The 13,778-nt window shown below is 63.0% G+C and carries 18 protein-coding genes and 1 pseudogene; 14 read left to right on the top strand and 5 right to left on the bottom strand.

The features are described 5' to 3' along the window. The 9 genes and pseudogenes from ACZYOF_RS37640 to ACZYOF_RS37600 all read left to right on the top strand — a co-directional run. Nucleotides 1–107: pseudogene (locus tag ACZYOF_RS37640) on the top strand (IS5/IS1182 family transposase); the annotation flags it as partial. A 134-nt stretch (nucleotides 108–241) separates the two neighbouring features. After that, entirely contained in the window at nucleotides 242–469 is a 228-nt protein-coding gene (locus ACZYOF_RS37635; protein WP_130580141.1) for a hypothetical protein, read from the top strand. 137 nt (nucleotides 470–606) lie between these two features. Further along, the gene (locus ACZYOF_RS37630; RefSeq protein ID WP_207234510.1) at nucleotides 607–798 is read left to right on the top strand and encodes a hypothetical protein; all 192 of its coding nucleotides are present in this window, start codon (nucleotides 607–609) and stop codon (nucleotides 796–798) included. Between the two features lie 69 nt (nucleotides 799–867). After that, nucleotides 868–1,071 (top strand): hypothetical protein, encoded by a 204-nt coding sequence (locus ACZYOF_RS37625; protein WP_130580140.1) that lies wholly within the window; start codon nucleotides 868–870, stop codon nucleotides 1,069–1,071. 119 nt (nucleotides 1,072–1,190) lie between these two features. Then, nucleotides 1,191–1,439, top strand: coding sequence for a hypothetical protein (locus tag ACZYOF_RS37620; protein ID WP_394569063.1), 249 nt, complete (start codon nucleotides 1,191–1,193; stop codon nucleotides 1,437–1,439). A 270-nt stretch (nucleotides 1,440–1,709) separates the two neighbouring features. Beyond that, complete coding sequence (locus ACZYOF_RS37615; RefSeq protein ID WP_463718927.1) at nucleotides 1,710–2,999, top strand: hemolysin family protein; 1,290 nt, start codon at nucleotides 1,710–1,712, stop codon at nucleotides 2,997–2,999. A 197-nt stretch (nucleotides 3,000–3,196) separates the two neighbouring features. Further along, nucleotides 3,197–3,796 (top strand): formyltransferase family protein, encoded by a 600-nt coding sequence (locus tag ACZYOF_RS37610; RefSeq protein ID WP_130580137.1) that lies wholly within the window; start codon nucleotides 3,197–3,199, stop codon nucleotides 3,794–3,796. Nucleotides 3,797–4,117: 321 nt separating this feature from the next. Then, nucleotides 4,118–4,474 carry a hypothetical protein gene (locus ACZYOF_RS37605; protein WP_080663820.1) on the top strand — a complete coding sequence of 119 codons (357 nt, stop codon included), beginning with the start codon at nucleotides 4,118–4,120 and terminating at the stop codon, nucleotides 4,472–4,474. Next, entirely contained in the window at nucleotides 4,419–4,970 is a 552-nt protein-coding gene (locus ACZYOF_RS37600; protein WP_463718926.1) for a hypothetical protein, read from the top strand. Before ACZYOF_RS37605 ends, ACZYOF_RS37600 begins: the two co-directional genes overlap by 56 nt. A 52-nt stretch (nucleotides 4,971–5,022) precedes the next feature. On the opposite strand, the gene ACZYOF_RS37595 is transcribed toward ACZYOF_RS37600, so the two are convergent. Both ACZYOF_RS37595 and ACZYOF_RS37590 read right to left on the bottom strand, forming a co-directional pair. After that, nucleotides 5,023–5,223: a hypothetical protein gene (locus ACZYOF_RS37595; RefSeq protein WP_463718925.1), complete on the bottom strand. Its 201-nt coding sequence runs from the start codon at nucleotides 5,221–5,223 to the stop codon at nucleotides 5,023–5,025. A gap of 10 nt (nucleotides 5,224–5,233) precedes the next feature. Continuing rightward, nucleotides 5,234–5,632, bottom strand: coding sequence for a RidA family protein (locus ACZYOF_RS37590; protein WP_463718924.1), 399 nt, complete (start codon nucleotides 5,630–5,632; stop codon nucleotides 5,234–5,236). 289 nt (nucleotides 5,633–5,921) lie between these two features. Between ACZYOF_RS37590 and ACZYOF_RS37585 the strand changes: the two genes are divergently transcribed. Both ACZYOF_RS37585 and ACZYOF_RS37580 read left to right on the top strand, forming a co-directional pair. Beyond that, nucleotides 5,922–6,800: a DMT family transporter gene (locus tag ACZYOF_RS37585; protein WP_463718923.1), complete on the top strand. Its 879-nt coding sequence runs from the start codon at nucleotides 5,922–5,924 to the stop codon at nucleotides 6,798–6,800. 181 nt (nucleotides 6,801–6,981) lie between these two features. Then, nucleotides 6,982–8,412, top strand: coding sequence for a caspase family protein (locus tag ACZYOF_RS37580; protein WP_463718922.1), 1,431 nt, complete (start codon nucleotides 6,982–6,984; stop codon nucleotides 8,410–8,412). 74 nt (nucleotides 8,413–8,486) lie between these two features. On the opposite strand, the gene ACZYOF_RS37575 is transcribed toward ACZYOF_RS37580, so the two are convergent. Beyond that, entirely contained in the window at nucleotides 8,487–8,726 is a 240-nt protein-coding gene (locus ACZYOF_RS37575; RefSeq protein WP_130580131.1) for a BrnA antitoxin family protein, read from the bottom strand. Nucleotides 8,727–8,728: 2 nt separating this feature from the next. Further along, nucleotides 8,729–9,706 (bottom strand): cysteine synthase A, encoded by a 978-nt coding sequence (gene cysK, locus ACZYOF_RS37570; RefSeq protein WP_463718921.1) that lies wholly within the window; start codon nucleotides 9,704–9,706, stop codon nucleotides 8,729–8,731. A gap of 232 nt (nucleotides 9,707–9,938) precedes the next feature. Here cysK and ACZYOF_RS37565 point away from each other — a divergent pair, with 232 nt between their 5' ends. Continuing rightward, entirely contained in the window at nucleotides 9,939–10,154 is a 216-nt protein-coding gene (locus ACZYOF_RS37565) for a hypothetical protein (protein WP_282527124.1), read from the top strand. Nucleotides 10,155–10,215: 61 nt separating this feature from the next. Here ACZYOF_RS37565 and tgt read toward each other — a convergent pair whose 3' ends face one another. Continuing rightward, entirely contained in the window at nucleotides 10,216–11,352 is a 1,137-nt protein-coding gene (gene tgt, locus ACZYOF_RS37560) for a tRNA guanosine(34) transglycosylase Tgt (protein WP_282527123.1), read from the bottom strand. 305 nt (nucleotides 11,353–11,657) lie between these two features. Between tgt and ACZYOF_RS37555 the strand changes: the two genes are divergently transcribed. Both ACZYOF_RS37555 and ACZYOF_RS37550 read left to right on the top strand, forming a co-directional pair. After that, on the top strand, nucleotides 11,658–12,695 hold the full coding sequence (locus ACZYOF_RS37555; RefSeq protein WP_463718920.1) for an aspartate-semialdehyde dehydrogenase: 1,038 nt from the start codon (nucleotides 11,658–11,660) through the stop codon (nucleotides 12,693–12,695). A 101-nt stretch (nucleotides 12,696–12,796) separates the two neighbouring features. Further along, nucleotides 12,797–13,510 carry a TetR/AcrR family transcriptional regulator gene (locus ACZYOF_RS37550; protein ID WP_282527122.1) on the top strand — a complete coding sequence of 238 codons (714 nt, stop codon included), beginning with the start codon at nucleotides 12,797–12,799 and terminating at the stop codon, nucleotides 13,508–13,510. Nucleotides 13,511–13,778 lie beyond the last annotated feature (268 nt).

Genomic DNA, 13,778 nt, shown 5'->3' with positions numbered 1-13,778 from the left:
TCTCGAAACTGAAGCGTTTCAGGCGCGTTGCTACGCGCTACGAAAAAACCGCACGAAATTACTTCGCTGTCGTCGCTATCGCCGCAACTCTGCTCTGGCTAAGATAACTGTCCACGCGACCTAGAGCCTGATCCGGAAAAGTGGAAACCGGTTTTCCCTCGCGACAAACGCGAAGCGTTTGCGCGGAGATCATGCTCAAACAAAGAGATGAGATCATGATCCGATTCCGTCCAATCGGATCATGATCGAAAGCGAGGTCGACGCGCCCGGCGTCTCGATCTTCGCGAACCACCCAAAACAAAAAGGACGAGGCCCGGTCAACCCTAGAGACCGGGCCTCGTCGCATCATCCCCCGCCCCATCAGCGCGATGATGTCTGGTGGAACGGTCGTGTCATACGCAAAATCCGCGGCGCGATCCATCCGGGCTACTACGGGACGCGTCGAGCATTTGCGATCGGCGCAGCATGACAGAACGGTCCAGCAAGCTCTGCCTGGATTCGTCACCGGCTCCTGCGATTGCGCTGCAGCGGCAGTTTGCCTCTGCAACCTCTCGTTTAATTGATTGAATTTCTAGCGGCGCGCCCCGCACACATTAGAAAGCACTCATGGAGGCTGCCGTGCTTGCCGAGAAATTCTTCCTGCTGCTGGAGACGCTGAGGAGCCACACCGAGACCGACGGAAGTCAGCGCGTGGTCAGCACGTCGCCGCACATCCCGCTCCAAATCCCCGAGGCGCAAGTCATCTTGGTCTACCCGTCCAGGGCCGACACGGGACGGCGGCACGGTTTGAATAGCTGACGTGAACCACGTCACAGCGGTCGGCGCTCCGGCGCGCTAGACAGGGCGCCGAAGAACCGCGGTGCCGCCATGGAAAACAAGCTCGACCTGCCCACGATCATCGCCGCCGTCGTTGTCGCGGGCTACGCGGCGATCATGCTGGAATATGTTGCTCACGAGGATCTCGGCTTTTCCACCACGCAGATCCGGCACGTCGCGATGATCGCCGCGGTGCTTGCCGGCATGTGGGTCGCGATGGACATGCTGCGCTCGAATCCGGACGAGGTCGAATGAAGACGGCAATCCGGATGATCAGCGGCTTGAAATGCAACCCTGGCGCTATTTTGTCCTAGGTGTTCTGCGACGAATCAGACCTACTGGCATCTTGATCGATTCTCACGCGGTTTGGCGGCATGACCCAGCCAGAGATCTTGGATCAAGACATCCGCGTGCTGCAGGAATGGCTTCGTGCCGCCTGGCAGCAACTCGCCGACCCCTCGCTGACTGCTTTCGGCCGGCGCGAGCTGCGCAACCAGATGAAGCAGCACAACGCCGATTTGCGCGCCTGTCTCGCGCGCGTCACCGCGGCGCAGCCGAAGCAGAGCGCGCAGCCGGAGCGCGGCTTCGCAAGACCGGAGATGCGGATTCTCGCTTGGCGCTAGACTTCTGATTCGATCAGAACCGAACATGCGCCAGGCCGTCAGGCCCGGAGCATCCATCTGCGTCGCTCTATCGCCAGCTATTGCGGTCGCCAAGTTTATACCGCCGCTCCCCGGCTTCACGATGTGACGCCCCTCACACCGACCCGAACCTGTGTTAACACCTTCGCGCGGCACGGCTGTTCCGGACGGCGTCGGCAAGCCGCAGCCAAACCGGTTGCGCTTCCTATATGTTCGGTGCTGTCGCGGCTGAGCGTTAAAGAAGGTTTAATCGTGCTTTATCTGGAACTTGCGATCGTTTTTGTTCTGATCGTCGTCAATGGCCTGCTTGCGATGTCGGAACTGGCGATCGTCTCCTCCCGGCCGGCAAGGCTGGCGGGATTGGTCGAAAAAGGCGTGAGCGGCTCGCGGCAAGCGCTGACGCTTTCATCGGACCCGGGCAAATTCCTTTCCACCGTGCAGATCGGGATTACCCTGATCGGGGTGCTCTCGGGCGCTTTTTCCGGGGCAACGCTTGGGCAGCGGGTGTCGCAATGGCTGTTGGGGCTCGGTGTCTCCCCGACGCTCGCCGATGCCGCCAGCGTCGGTCTTGTCGTCACCGTCATCACCTATGCCTCGCTGATCGTCGGCGAACTCGTGCCTAAGCAGATTGCGCTGCGCGATCCGGAAGCGATTGCAGTCAAGGTCGCGCCGGCCATGGTGTGGATGGCGAGGATCTCGCTGCCGCTGGTTTGGCTGCTCGACCGCTCCGGCAAGTCGCTGCTCTGGCTGCTCGGCCATGGCGGCGAAGCCGAAGAGAAGGTCAGCGAGGAAGAAATCAGGACGCTCGTGGTCGAAGCCGAAAATGCCGGCGTGCTCGAGCCCGGCGAAAAAGAGATGATCGCGGGCGTGATGCGGCTCGGAGATCTCCCGGTCGGCGCGGTGATGACGCCGCGCCACGAGGTCAGCTCGATCGACCTCTCCGATCCCCCTTCCGAGATCCATGCGACGCTGCTCAAGACCAACCATTCGCGCGCGGTCGTGTTCGACGGCAATCGCGACGTTGCACTTGGCATCGTGCAGGCCAAGGATCTGCTCGATGCGTATCTGTCCGGGGGAACGCCGGACATCCGCTCGCTGGTCCGTCAGGCGCCGGTGATTCCGGAGACCGTCGACGCACGCGACGTGATCGCGATCCTGCGCGATTCCGCCGTTCATATCGGGCTGGTGCACGATGAATACGGCACCTTCCAGGGCGTAGTGACGAGCGCCGACATCTTGGAAGCGATCGTCGGCGCGTTCCACACCGAGGAGGGGCCGGCCGAACCCGCATCGGTCAAGCGCGATGACGGCTCCTACCTGATCTCGGGATGGATGCCGGCGCTCGAATTTGCCGACCTGCTCGGCATCACCCTGCCCTCGCCGCGGCCCTACCAGACCTTTGCGGGCTTCCTGCTGCAGGAATTCGGCGCCATCCCCAATGTCGGCGAGAAGGTCACGGCCCATGGCTGGCAGTTCGAGATCGTCGATCTCGACGGCCGGAGGATCGACAAGGCCTTGGCCAGCCGCCTGGAAGAGGCATGACCTATCTCTCGTAGCCTGGGAACCCCACCGGTTCCCGACCCCGCCGTGACGGCTGTTGCGCACCCGTCCCATGCGCCAGACCGGCTCGCTGCAGCGCCGTTCTGTTGATAACCAGGAACTTGTCCATCCCCGGCGGCAGGACAATCGGCTGCCCTGTGCTATCGGCATAACGGCAAGATCAGGTACGGAACACAGATATGCGGATTACCCTCGTCGGTTCCCGCCATTTCGGCGTGGCGACCTTGAATATGCTGCGCCAACGCGAAGTCGATGTCGTCAGGGTCGTGGTGCACGATGGCGAAGACCGGCTGGCGGCGGCCGCCCGGGCCACAGGGATCGATGTGGTGGTGCAGGCCAATCCAAAGCTCGTCGTAGCCTCCGAGATCGCGCCCAACACCGATCTGATCGTGACGGCCCACAGCCACGCCCGCGTCAGCAAGGAAGCGCTGGCCGCCGCGAAACTCGGCGGGATCGGCTACCATCCCTCGCTACTGCCCCGACATCGCGGCATGGCTGCCGTGGAATGGACCGTCAAGGAAGGCGATCCGATCGCTGGCGGCAGCATCTATCATCTCGCCGACCGCATGGATGCTGGCGCCATCGCGGCGCAGGACTGGGTGTTCGTCAAGAAGGGCGAAACCGCGCGCGAGCTCTGGGAGCGTGCGCTGGCGCCGCTGGGGCTCCGGCTGCTCGCCGAGGTGATCGACTACGGCAGAGCTCATGGCAGCCTTCCCGCCAAGCCGCAGGATGAGCAATTCGCGACCAAGGCACCGAGTCTCTCGGACGCCAGGCACTAGATCATGATCCGATTAGACGGAATCGGATCATGATCTCATCTCTTTGTTGAGCATGATCTCCGCGCAAACGCTTCGCGTTTGTCGCGAGGGAAAACCGGTTTCCACTTTTCCGGATCATGCTCTAACGCCTGAGGTCTGCCGCAGGAATCGAGCGCGCCGTTCTCCCGGTGCGCCGATTCACGATGCGCATTCACCATGCAAGTTCACCATGATGTGTTTGATCTCACAGGAACTTTTTGCCTTCCACAGGACGGCCCATTTTGAACACATTGTGTCCGGATAAGCTAAGTTGATCACATAAATTTCAAGGAAATCTGATCCATGCGTCCTGACCGCATTCGCGCGCTCTTGTTTGCGTCCTTTCTCGGTTCTGCTGCCCTGATTTCTGCCCCTGTTTCGGCCCAGCAGCCCTATGACGGCCTCTGGCAGGTCACCGTTGTCACCAAAACCGGAACCTGTGAGCCTTCGACCTCTTCCACGGTGACGGTCACGGACGGTCAAATCTCCGCGCCGGGCGCCGGCATCTCGGGCAGGGTCGGCCGTGAGGGCCTTGTGCGAGTCTCGATCAATGGTGCATATGCCAACGGACAGCTCAGTGGCAACTCCGGATCGGGGAAGTGGAATGGGGCATCAGCAGGCGTACCGTGCAGCGGTCGATGGGAAGCTTCCCGTCAGTAAGATCCACCGGACCTCGAAGCTGTTCCCCTCCGCACGGCGGCTGACCTTCGCGGCGGCATTTGCTGCGGCAACCTTTGCAGTCTCCCCCAGCCATGCTCAGTCGGGCCCGTTTGCCGGAATGGCCGGCACTTGGTCTGGCGGTGGCAGCGTGACCTTGGACGACGGCTCCAGGGAGCGCATCCGCTGCCGCGCCGTCTACCGCGTCGGCGGCGTCAACATGGCGATGTCGTTGACCTGCGCCAGCGACGCCTACAAGTTCAACCTGCAAGCCGATGTGGTCGCCCAGGGCGGCGCGATCTCCGGCAACTGGACCGAGGCCAGCCGCGGGATCAGCGGCAGCCTGCAGGGCCGCGGTGGCGGCGGTAATTTCCAGGTGGCCGCCAATGCCGGCGGGTTTAACGCCAACCTCAGCATGCGGACGAGCGGCAACAAGCAATCCGTTAGCATCAGGGCCGACAACGGGTTCCGTGAAGCGAACATCTCGCTCTCGAGATAGCTCGCGCACACCGGTCGCCCGCGGAAGCGGGCGACATATTCAGGAAACCCGTTCAGTTCGTCTTCGGTTTCGCCAGCCGCTCGGCAGTGTCCTTGATGGTCTTGGCGATCAACAGAGCCTGTTCCTTGTTGAACGCAAAATCCTGCACGCCTTTGTGCGTCGTCAGCGACAGCACCATGATATCGGGCTGATGTTCGGGCCAGCCGGTGGCGAAGCCGGTCACGATATCCGCTGACGTCTTACGGTTTGCCATTCTCACCACCCTATGCCGCGGGGACGAAGGCGGTGACTTCGATCTCGACCTTGGCGCGTTGATCGACCAGGCCGTCGATATAAAGCAAGGTGGATGGCGGGAAGTTGCGCCCTAACGTCTCCTTCCAGGCCGCGCCGATCCCGGCGCCCGCAGCCTCGTATTCAGCGCGATTGGTCAGGTACCAGGTCAGGCGCACGATGTGCTCAGGCCCGGCGCCGGCTTCGCTCAAGAGCTTGATGATCCGCTTCAGTGCAGTGGCGACCTGCGCTGCCATGTCCGGCGCGTAATCGCCCTTGTCATCGCCGCCGGTCTGGCCCGCCAGCACGATCCATTTGCCTGATGCGTCGAAGCTGACGCCGTGCGAGAAGCCGCGGCGTTTTGACCATTCGGCCGGTTGCAAGACACGCATGAATTTATCCTCCCAGATCATGATCCGATTAGACGGAATCGGATCATGATCTCATCTCTTTGTTTGAGCATGATCTCCGCGCAAACGCTTCGCGTTTGTCGCGAGGGAAAACCGGTTTCCACTTTCCGGATCATGCTCGAATGCGGGACGATGCTTAGCACCGAACGGACGGTCACGGCAAAGCTGAAGGACCTGCATCGCTGCCTTCCTGGAATTGCGAGTTGCAAATCGCGTGGGCCTCGCCGATACGGATGTTCCCGCTCGCCCCCTCTCCTTTTCCGCATCACCGATGGACCGCACCCCTTCCAAGACCAAGGCCGCGCTGTGGATGGCAGGCTGGCTCACGCTGATGCTGGTGATTGCGATTTCCGGCCGCGAAGCCATGCGGGACATGAACGTGTTTCAGCTCATGGAAGCGCGCTCGATCCTCGGCTTCTTCATGCTCTACCCGCTGATCCACGCGAGTGGCGGATTTTCGATCCTGAAGACCGCGCGCGTGCACATGCACATCGCGCGCAATTTGATTCATTACGGCGCGCAGCTTGGCTGGTTCTTCGCGCTGACGCTGATCCCGATCGGCCAGGTGGTGGCGATCGAATTCACGATGCCGATCTGGACGGCGATCCTCGCCGCAGCCTTCCTCGGCGAGCGCATGACGATGTGGAAGATCACGGCGATCGTGCTTGGCCTGATCGGCGTGGTCATCATCGTCCGCCCAGCCACGGGCGAGGTCAATCCGGGCCAACTGATCGCGCTCGCGGCAGCCGTGGGTTTCGGCATTTCGGTTGCGATGGTGAAGTCGCTGACCCGCACCGAGCAGACGCTGGCGATCATCTTCTGGATGCTGGTCGTGCAGTCGGCCGCAGGCCTGTTGCCGTCGCTCTATGTCTGGACATGGCCGCCGGCGCATGTCTGGGTTTGGGTCGTCCTGATCGCCTTCTGCGGCACTTTTTCGCACTACTGCATGGCGCGCGCGCTGCTGCACGCGGATGCGACCGTCGTGATTCCGATGGACTTCCTCCGGGTGCCGCTGACCGCGACCGCGGGCTGGCTGATCTATTCGGAACGGCTCGACCTGTTCACCGTGCTCGGCGCACTGCTGATCCTGGCCGGCAATCTCTTGAACTTGAAACCGAGCGCGCCGGCTCACGCGCGCGCGGGGACCTGACGATCGACGCGCTTGTGACGTAGATCACGTAGCGGCGGCGCGTTTCATGGCATGCCTTATGGCGACGCGATTCTCTCGTCGACGCAGCGGTATTTTTATGCTGCGCGAACGATGGTGTTTTCGTGTAGTCTGACGGAACGCGATAGAGTCAAAGTCTTTTCGATTCTGCTGGGGGATTTCAATGCGCACCCTTACCCTCCTCGCCTCGCTGATCTGCGTGGCGCTGACCGCAACCGCCGCCCATGCCGAGCGACGCGTCGCCTTCGTCGTCGGCAACGGCGCCTACAAAAACGTGACGCCGCTGCCCAACCCGACCATGGACGCCAAGTCGATGGCGAGCGCATTGCGCAATGTCGGCTTCGAAGTGGTCGAGGGCACCAACCTCACCCGCGACAAAATGACCGAGAAGCTGCTCGACTTTGGCAAGAAGGCGCAGGGAGCCGATGTCGCGGTGTTCTACTATGCGGGCCACGGTATCGCGATCGGTGGCACCAACTATCTCCTGCCTGTCGATGCCGACATCAAGTCGGAGATGGACGTCAAGCTCGGCGCGGCCATCAACATCGACCTCACGCTCGACCAGACCATGAGCGACGCCAAGGTCAAGCTGGTGTTCCTCGATGCCTGCCGCGACAATCCGTTCGCCGCCAAGATCAAGTCGAACTCGCCGACCCGCAGCGTCAACGTGCAGGCCGGCCTCGCCGAAATGAAATCCGGCGAAGGCACGCTGATCGCGTTCGCAACCGGCCCGGGCCAGACCGCGCTCGACGGCCAGGAAGGCGCCAACAGCCCGTTCACGCGCGCGCTGATCGCCAACATCACCCAGCCCGGCGTCGAGATCCAGCAGGCGATGACCAAGGTCCGCGCCCAGGTCAACGAGGAGACCAACAAGGGCCAGTTGCCCTGGGGCCACACCAACCTGATCGGCTCGGTCTATCTCAACGGCGCGCCGGCGAACAACCCGGCCACCGCGGCGGGCACGCCTGCGGTATCGACCGCGGTCGCAGCCGCGCCGAGCTCGGACGTCGAGCTCGAGTTCTGGCGTTCGATCAAGGACTCCAACAAGACCGAAGAGTTCAACGCCTATCTCTCGAGCTATCCGAACGGCCAGTTCCGCTCGCTCGCGCTGGCCCGCATCGCCGCGCTTGAGAGCGGTGCGGCACCGAGCACGCAGACGCGCAACCTCACCGCCGGCATCGATCCTGCGACCTTCACCGAGGAAGCGAGCCAGGTCACCGAGGACCAGATCGGCCTCGACAAGGGCCAGCGCCGCGACGTGCAGCGCCGCCTGAACGGGCTCGGCTTCGACGTCAAGGCCACGGGCAAATTCGACGAGCCGACCCGCGCCGTGATCACGCGCTGGCAGGCCGCGCGCGGCTATCCGAAGAGCGGCTACCTCAACAGGCTGCAGCACAAGGCGCTGCTGACGGAGGTCGTGGCGACCACGTCGACGAGCTCGAGCGATGAAGAGCGCCCGCGGCGCCGCGCCAGCAGCGGTGGTGGCGGCAGCGCTCCCCCTCCCACCCGCCACCACGGCGGTGGCATCGATCCGGGAGCAGCCTTCGTCGGCGGCGTCGTGGGTGGCATGCTGGGCGGCGCGTTCCGTCGCTAACGCCCTTGGAAGCGTTCAACGAAAAGCCCGGCTCCTGCCGGGCTTTTCTGGTTTCTGGCGGCTCCTCGTTGGAGCTACTTCCCCGCCGCCTTGCGCAACGCCTCGTTGATGCGGTCCTGCCAGCCCGGGCCGCTCTCCTGGAACCATTCCAGCACGTCCTGATCGATGCGCAGCGTGACCTGCTCTTTCACTCCGGGAGCGGCGTTCTTCTTCGGCAGCGCTTCGGCCACCTTGGTGGTGGCGCGCTTGAACGCCGCCTCCGCCTCGCTGCGGGCGTCGTTCAGCGTGCGCGGTCGCCTGGGTTGATCGGCCATTGCTAGATCCCTTCAAACAGCACGGTCGACAGATAGCGCTCGGCGAACGACGGCACCACAGCCAAGATGGTTTTCCCCGCCGCTTCCGGCCGCTTGCCAATCTCTAGCGCCGCAGCGATCGCCGCCCCTGAAGAGATGCCGCCGGGAATGCCCTCGTTGCGCGCCAGCGCGCGCGACGTCTCGATCGCGGTGGTGCTGTTGACCTTGACGATCTCGTCGATCACGGAACGATCGAGGATATCGGGAATGAAACCGGCGCCGATGCCCTGGATCTTGTGCGGCGAATGCTGGCCGCCTGACAGCACCGGACTCTCCTCAGGCTCGACCGCAACGATGCGCAGCGACGGCTTGCGCGGCTTCAACACCTGCCCGACGCCCGTGATAGTGCCGCCGGTGCCGACGCCTGCGACGAAGTAGTCGATGTTTCCGCCGGTATCGTTCCAGATCTCCTCCGCCGTGGTGCGGCGATGGATCTCGGGGTTGGCGAGGTTCTTGAACTGCTGCGGCATCACCGCATTGGGCGTCGTGCGCACCAGCTCTTCCGCGGCCGCGATCGAGCCTTTCATGCCCTGCGCCGCCGGCGTCAGCACGAGCTCGGCGCCAAGGAACGCCAGCATCTTGCGGCGCTCGATCGACATCGATTCCGGCATCACCAGTTTCAGCCGATAGCCGCGCGAGGCCGCAACGAACGCCAGCGCGATGCCGGTATTGCCCGAGGTCGGCTCGATCAGCACGGTGTCGGCATTGATGATGCCGGCCTTCTCCATCGCGATGATCATCGCCGCGCCGATACGATCCTTCACGCTCGCCGCCGGATTGAAATATTCCAGCTTGGCGAGGATCGTCGCGTGCGCGCCGTGGGCCTGCGGCAACCGACGCAGGCGGACGATCGGCGTGTTGCCGATCGCATCCACGATGGAGTCATAGACCAGCCCTCGTCCCGGTCGTTGCACTGCACGCGTAGTTGAAGGCGCATCCATCGCGGGGCTCCCTGACAAAAATGTGCCGCGAAAATCGCGGTTCTCGTTAGTTAGGAACGGAGCACGCCGCAGCGCAAGAAGGGAAATAATCGATTAACAAATCGCTGCATCGCAATAGCGAAATGTTTCTAAATCGCGATAAACCAACGTATTTGTGTTGCGACAACGTCAAATAAATCGGTGTATAAGTTACCCCTGAGTTAAACACCCCACAGATCGCCAGGAGGTCACGATGACAGCAATCGCTGAAATCCCGTCGACCATCGCGGTTCGTCCGGACCCGCGCGGGTGCGATCTGCCGACCTGTCCGGTGTGCGCTGACTCCATGATAGCCGCGGAAGCGTCCGCCTATCTGCACGACTATATCATCAGCTATCTCTGGACCTGCGACACCTGCGGTTACGGTTTCGTGACCAAGCACTCGGTCAAGCGCTTCGCCTGCAACTGATAACATAGCGTTTTCGAGCGAAGTGGAGACCGGTTCGCGTGAAGAAAACGCGTCAGTCAACCTAAAGCTTCGTAGCGATGTCACCGCGCGCCCAGTCGGCGCGCGTTTGCTTTTGGAAGTCCTCAAAACTTTCGCCTGCGATCGCGGCGCGAATGTCCTGCATGAGCTGCTGGTAATAGGCGATGTTGATTTCCGACAGCAGCATTGCCCCAAGCGTCTCGCCCGATTTCACGAGGTGATGCAGATAGGCGCGCGAATAGCTGTGCGCGGAAGGCCACGCGCTCTCCTCGTCCAGCGGACGCGGATCGTCGGCGTGTCGTGCGTTGCGGAGGTTCACCGGCCCGAACCGGGTGAACGCCACGCCGTGGCGTCCGTTCCGCGTCGGCATCACGCAGTCGAACATGTCGATGCCGCGCGCGACTGCCTCCAGGAGGTCCTCGGGCGTGCCGACGCCCATCAGATAGCGCGGACGGTCCGCGGACAGCACCGGCGCAGTCTCCTCGATCATCGCCAGCATCACCGCCTGCGGCTCGCCGACCGCAAGCCCTCCGATCGCGTAACCGTGAAAACCGATCTCGACCAGCTCCTTGGCGCTCTGCCTGCGCAGCTCCGGCACATCGCCGCCCTGCACGATGCCGAACAGCATGTAGCCGTGAGGTGCGGTCTCGAACGCGCGCTTGCTGCGCTCGGCCCAGCGCAGCGACAGCCGCATCGCGCGCTCGATATCGTCGCGCTCCGCCGGCAATCGCACGCATTCATCCATCTGCATCGCAATGTCGGAGCCGAGCAATCGCTGCACCTCGATCGAGCGCTCCGGCGACAGCTCGACCTTGGCGCCATCGATATGCGAGCGGAACGTCACGGCGTTCTCGCTGACCTTGCGCAGCTCCGACAGCGACATCACCTGGAAGCCGCCGGAGTCCGTCAGCATCGGCCCGTTCCAGCCGGTGAACGTCTGCAGGCCGCCCAGGGCTGCGATGCGCTCGGCACCGGGCCGCAGCATCAAATGATAGGTGTTGCCGAGCACGATGTCGGCGCCGGCATCGCGCACCTCGCGCCAGTGCATGCCCTTCATTGCGCCGGCGGTGCCGACCGGCATGAAGGCCGGCGTGCGTACCACGCCATGCGGCGTGGTCAGCCGGCCGGTACGGGCATTACCGTCGGTCGCGAGCAATTCGAAATGATTGGGAAGGTCCATGCGGCCGCTTATGGCGTGACAACTGCCCCTGTTCAACCGCATTGACGGCGATTTCCGGCTGGAATGCCGTTGACGGAGCCCAAAACCTCCCGCATAAGTTCCACCACCATGATCATCGCGACCAAACGCACCACCACGACCAAAAAGCTCTCCGGGGCCTTGGGAGGCGTGCGCGCGTAGTCGGACCGACCGCATCATCTCAAACCGAAGCCCCGCCTGATGAAGGTCCGGGGCTTTTTTTATTGCCTGAAGCATGATCCGGAAAAGTGGGCACCGGTTTTCCGAAAAAGATCATGCTCAAATGAATGGAGACTCCCGTGAAGAACGATCCCGTTGTTGCCATTGCCGGCGTGACCGGCGCCGTCGGTGCCGAGTTCATCGCCACCATGGACCGGCGCGGCTTTCCCGTGCGCAAGCTGAAGCCGCTGGCGAGCAGCTGTTCGGCGGGCAAGACCATCGACTTCCGCGGGCAAAAGATCGTCATCGAGGAGCTCAACGAGCGCTCGTTCGAGGGCGTCGACATCGCCCTGTTCTCGGCCGGCAGCGGCGTCTCGAAGAAGTTCGCGCCGATCGCGGTGAAGGCCGGCGCCGTCGTGGTCGACAATTCCTCCGCCTTCCGCATGGACCCGAACGTGCCGCTGGTGATCCCGGAGATCAACGCCTCCCGCATCCGCGAGCACAAGGGCATCATCGCCGTCCCGAACTGCGCGGCGATCACTGCGCTCGTGCCGCTGTGGCCGATCCACCAGAAGAACCGCATCAAGCGCGTGATCATCTCGACCTATCAGGCCGCAAGCGGCGCCGGTGCCGCGGCAATGGAGGAGCTGGTGGAATCGACCCGCGCCAATCTGAACGGACAGGTCTATACGCCGAAGGTGATGCCGCACCCTTACGCCTTCAACCTGTTCAACCACAACACCGCCGTCGATCCCGAGACCGGCTACAACGACGAGGAGACCAAGGTCATCAAGGAGACCCGCAAGATCTTCGAGGATGACAGAATAGCAGTCGGCGTCACCTGCGTCCGCGTGCCGGTGCTGCGCGCACATTGCGAGGCCATCACCTTCGAATGCGAGAAGCCTGTTAGCGAGGACCAGGTGCGCGCGCTTCTTGCGTCCGCGCCGGGCGTGCGGATCGTGGACGATCGCGCCGGGAATTACTTTCCGATGCCGATCGATGCCTCCGGCCAGGACGACGTGCTGGTCGGCCGCATCCGCAAGGATCTGAGCGACCCCAGCGGCCATTCGATCTCGATCTTCGTGGCCGCCGACCAGCTCCTGAAGGGCGCTGCGCTGAACGCGGTCCAGATCGCGGAGCTGTTGCCCGAGCGCGTGATGGCATGAGGCCGGCGCCGCCGGCAGATTGGCGATGACGGCTGCACGGCGGCACGATATAGAGCGGGGGACATTGTAGCGCCGAGAGGACGGAACCACTGACGAGGTTAATGGCACGGGCGGCACGGCAGAGCGTTGCGAAATCTCGCGGCGGCCGCCCGACAAAAAGCGCCGCCATCCAGCGCGACCTGCGGTTGATCGAGGTTGCCACCCGGCTTTTTCTGGAGCGCGGCTTCGAGGCGACATCGATCGACGCCGTCGCGGAAACGGCGCGGGTCAGCAAGCCCACCGTGTACGCCCGCTATCGCGACAAGCGGGGCCTGTTCGAGGCCGTGTTGCGGCGCGAGATTGCGCGCTGGCTCTCTCCGCTCTCGACAGCGGCGGAAATGCAGTGCAGCGATGTTTCCGGCGTTTCCGTCGAGCAAGTTCTCCTCGATCTGGCGCGGCAGATGCTCAATTTGATCAGCGGGCCCGAGCCGGGGGCTCTGGGCCGCATTGTGGCGGCGCAGGCAACCAATTTTCCCGAGCTCGCAAGGCTCGCGGAGGAAGAAGGCTACCTGAAAGCCGTTTCGACGATGACCCGTCTGTTTGATCGCCTGGTCGCCGAGGGAGCGGTCCAGATCGAGGACACGACAACCGCCGCCGAGGTCTATCTCAACATCACCGTCGGCCACACCTTCCGGCAGGCGACCAACGGCATTCCGATTGACCGGAAGGCTGAGGAAAAACGCTTGCGGGCGTCCTTGCGGCTTTTGATGACCGGCATCGGCGGACCTGGCGGTCGGCCGCAGAAATCCGGCGCACGGACCCGCCCGTCCCGCTGACATCTCGATAAGCCATGCCCGACGCAGCGGGCTGCCCCGCGATTTGGGCGGCTATCGGCGTCGGAACGCTGTTGACGATAACGAAACGATACCGTACAGTTTAGTTAAGTGAGCCGGCGATGTCCGCCGCACCTGATGCCGCCTAGGCTGTGTGGACTCTTGGGATTCTCAAATCAGACGGAACGTGATTCAAGGCTTTCTTTTAGGAGGAAGCCTTGGGGGTTCTGGATCGGCTCGTTCTGAACGACACGCAATGGGACCGTATCTC

Source organism: Bradyrhizobium sp. LeoA1Lang (assembly GCF_055413685.1).
The sequence above is the reverse complement of the archived record's forward strand: the minus strand, read 5'-3'. Positions and strand labels throughout refer to the sequence as shown.

Coding starts and splice junctions, on each gene's coding strand:
- ACZYOF_RS37565 (WP_282527124.1), top strand. CDS start 9,939: ATGACAGCAATCGCTGAAATCCCGTCGACCATCGCGGTTCGTCCGGAC.
- ACZYOF_RS37575 (WP_130580131.1), bottom strand. CDS start 8,726: ATGGCCGATCAACCCAGGCGACCGCGCACGCTGAACGACGCCCGCAGC.
- ACZYOF_RS37580 (WP_463718922.1), top strand. CDS start 6,982: ATGCGCACCCTTACCCTCCTCGCCTCGCTGATCTGCGTGGCGCTGACC.
- ACZYOF_RS37600 (WP_463718926.1), top strand. CDS start 4,419: ATGGGGCATCAGCAGGCGTACCGTGCAGCGGTCGATGGGAAGCTTCCC.
- ACZYOF_RS37550 (WP_282527122.1), top strand. CDS start 12,797: ATGGCACGGGCGGCACGGCAGAGCGTTGCGAAATCTCGCGGCGGCCGC.
- ACZYOF_RS37605 (WP_080663820.1), top strand. CDS start 4,118: ATGCGTCCTGACCGCATTCGCGCGCTCTTGTTTGCGTCCTTTCTCGGT.
- ACZYOF_RS37635 (WP_130580141.1), top strand. CDS start 242: ATGATCGAAAGCGAGGTCGACGCGCCCGGCGTCTCGATCTTCGCGAAC.
- ACZYOF_RS37620 (WP_394569063.1), top strand. CDS start 1,191: ATGACCCAGCCAGAGATCTTGGATCAAGACATCCGCGTGCTGCAGGAA.
- ACZYOF_RS37585 (WP_463718923.1), top strand. CDS start 5,922: ATGGACCGCACCCCTTCCAAGACCAAGGCCGCGCTGTGGATGGCAGGC.
- ACZYOF_RS37625 (WP_130580140.1), top strand. CDS start 868: ATGGAAAACAAGCTCGACCTGCCCACGATCATCGCCGCCGTCGTTGTC.
- cysK (WP_463718921.1), bottom strand. CDS start 9,706: ATGGATGCGCCTTCAACTACGCGTGCAGTGCAACGACCGGGACGAGGG.
- ACZYOF_RS37595 (WP_463718925.1), bottom strand. CDS start 5,223: ATGGCAAACCGTAAGACGTCAGCGGATATCGTGACCGGCTTCGCCACC.
- ACZYOF_RS37630 (WP_207234510.1), top strand. CDS start 607: ATGGAGGCTGCCGTGCTTGCCGAGAAATTCTTCCTGCTGCTGGAGACG.
- tgt (WP_282527123.1), bottom strand. CDS start 11,352: ATGGACCTTCCCAATCATTTCGAATTGCTCGCGACCGACGGTAATGCC.
- ACZYOF_RS37555 (WP_463718920.1), top strand. CDS start 11,658: ATGGAGACTCCCGTGAAGAACGATCCCGTTGTTGCCATTGCCGGCGTG.
- ACZYOF_RS37590 (WP_463718924.1), bottom strand. CDS start 5,632: ATGCGTGTCTTGCAACCGGCCGAATGGTCAAAACGCCGCGGCTTCTCG.
- ACZYOF_RS37610 (WP_130580137.1), top strand. CDS start 3,197: ATGCGGATTACCCTCGTCGGTTCCCGCCATTTCGGCGTGGCGACCTTG.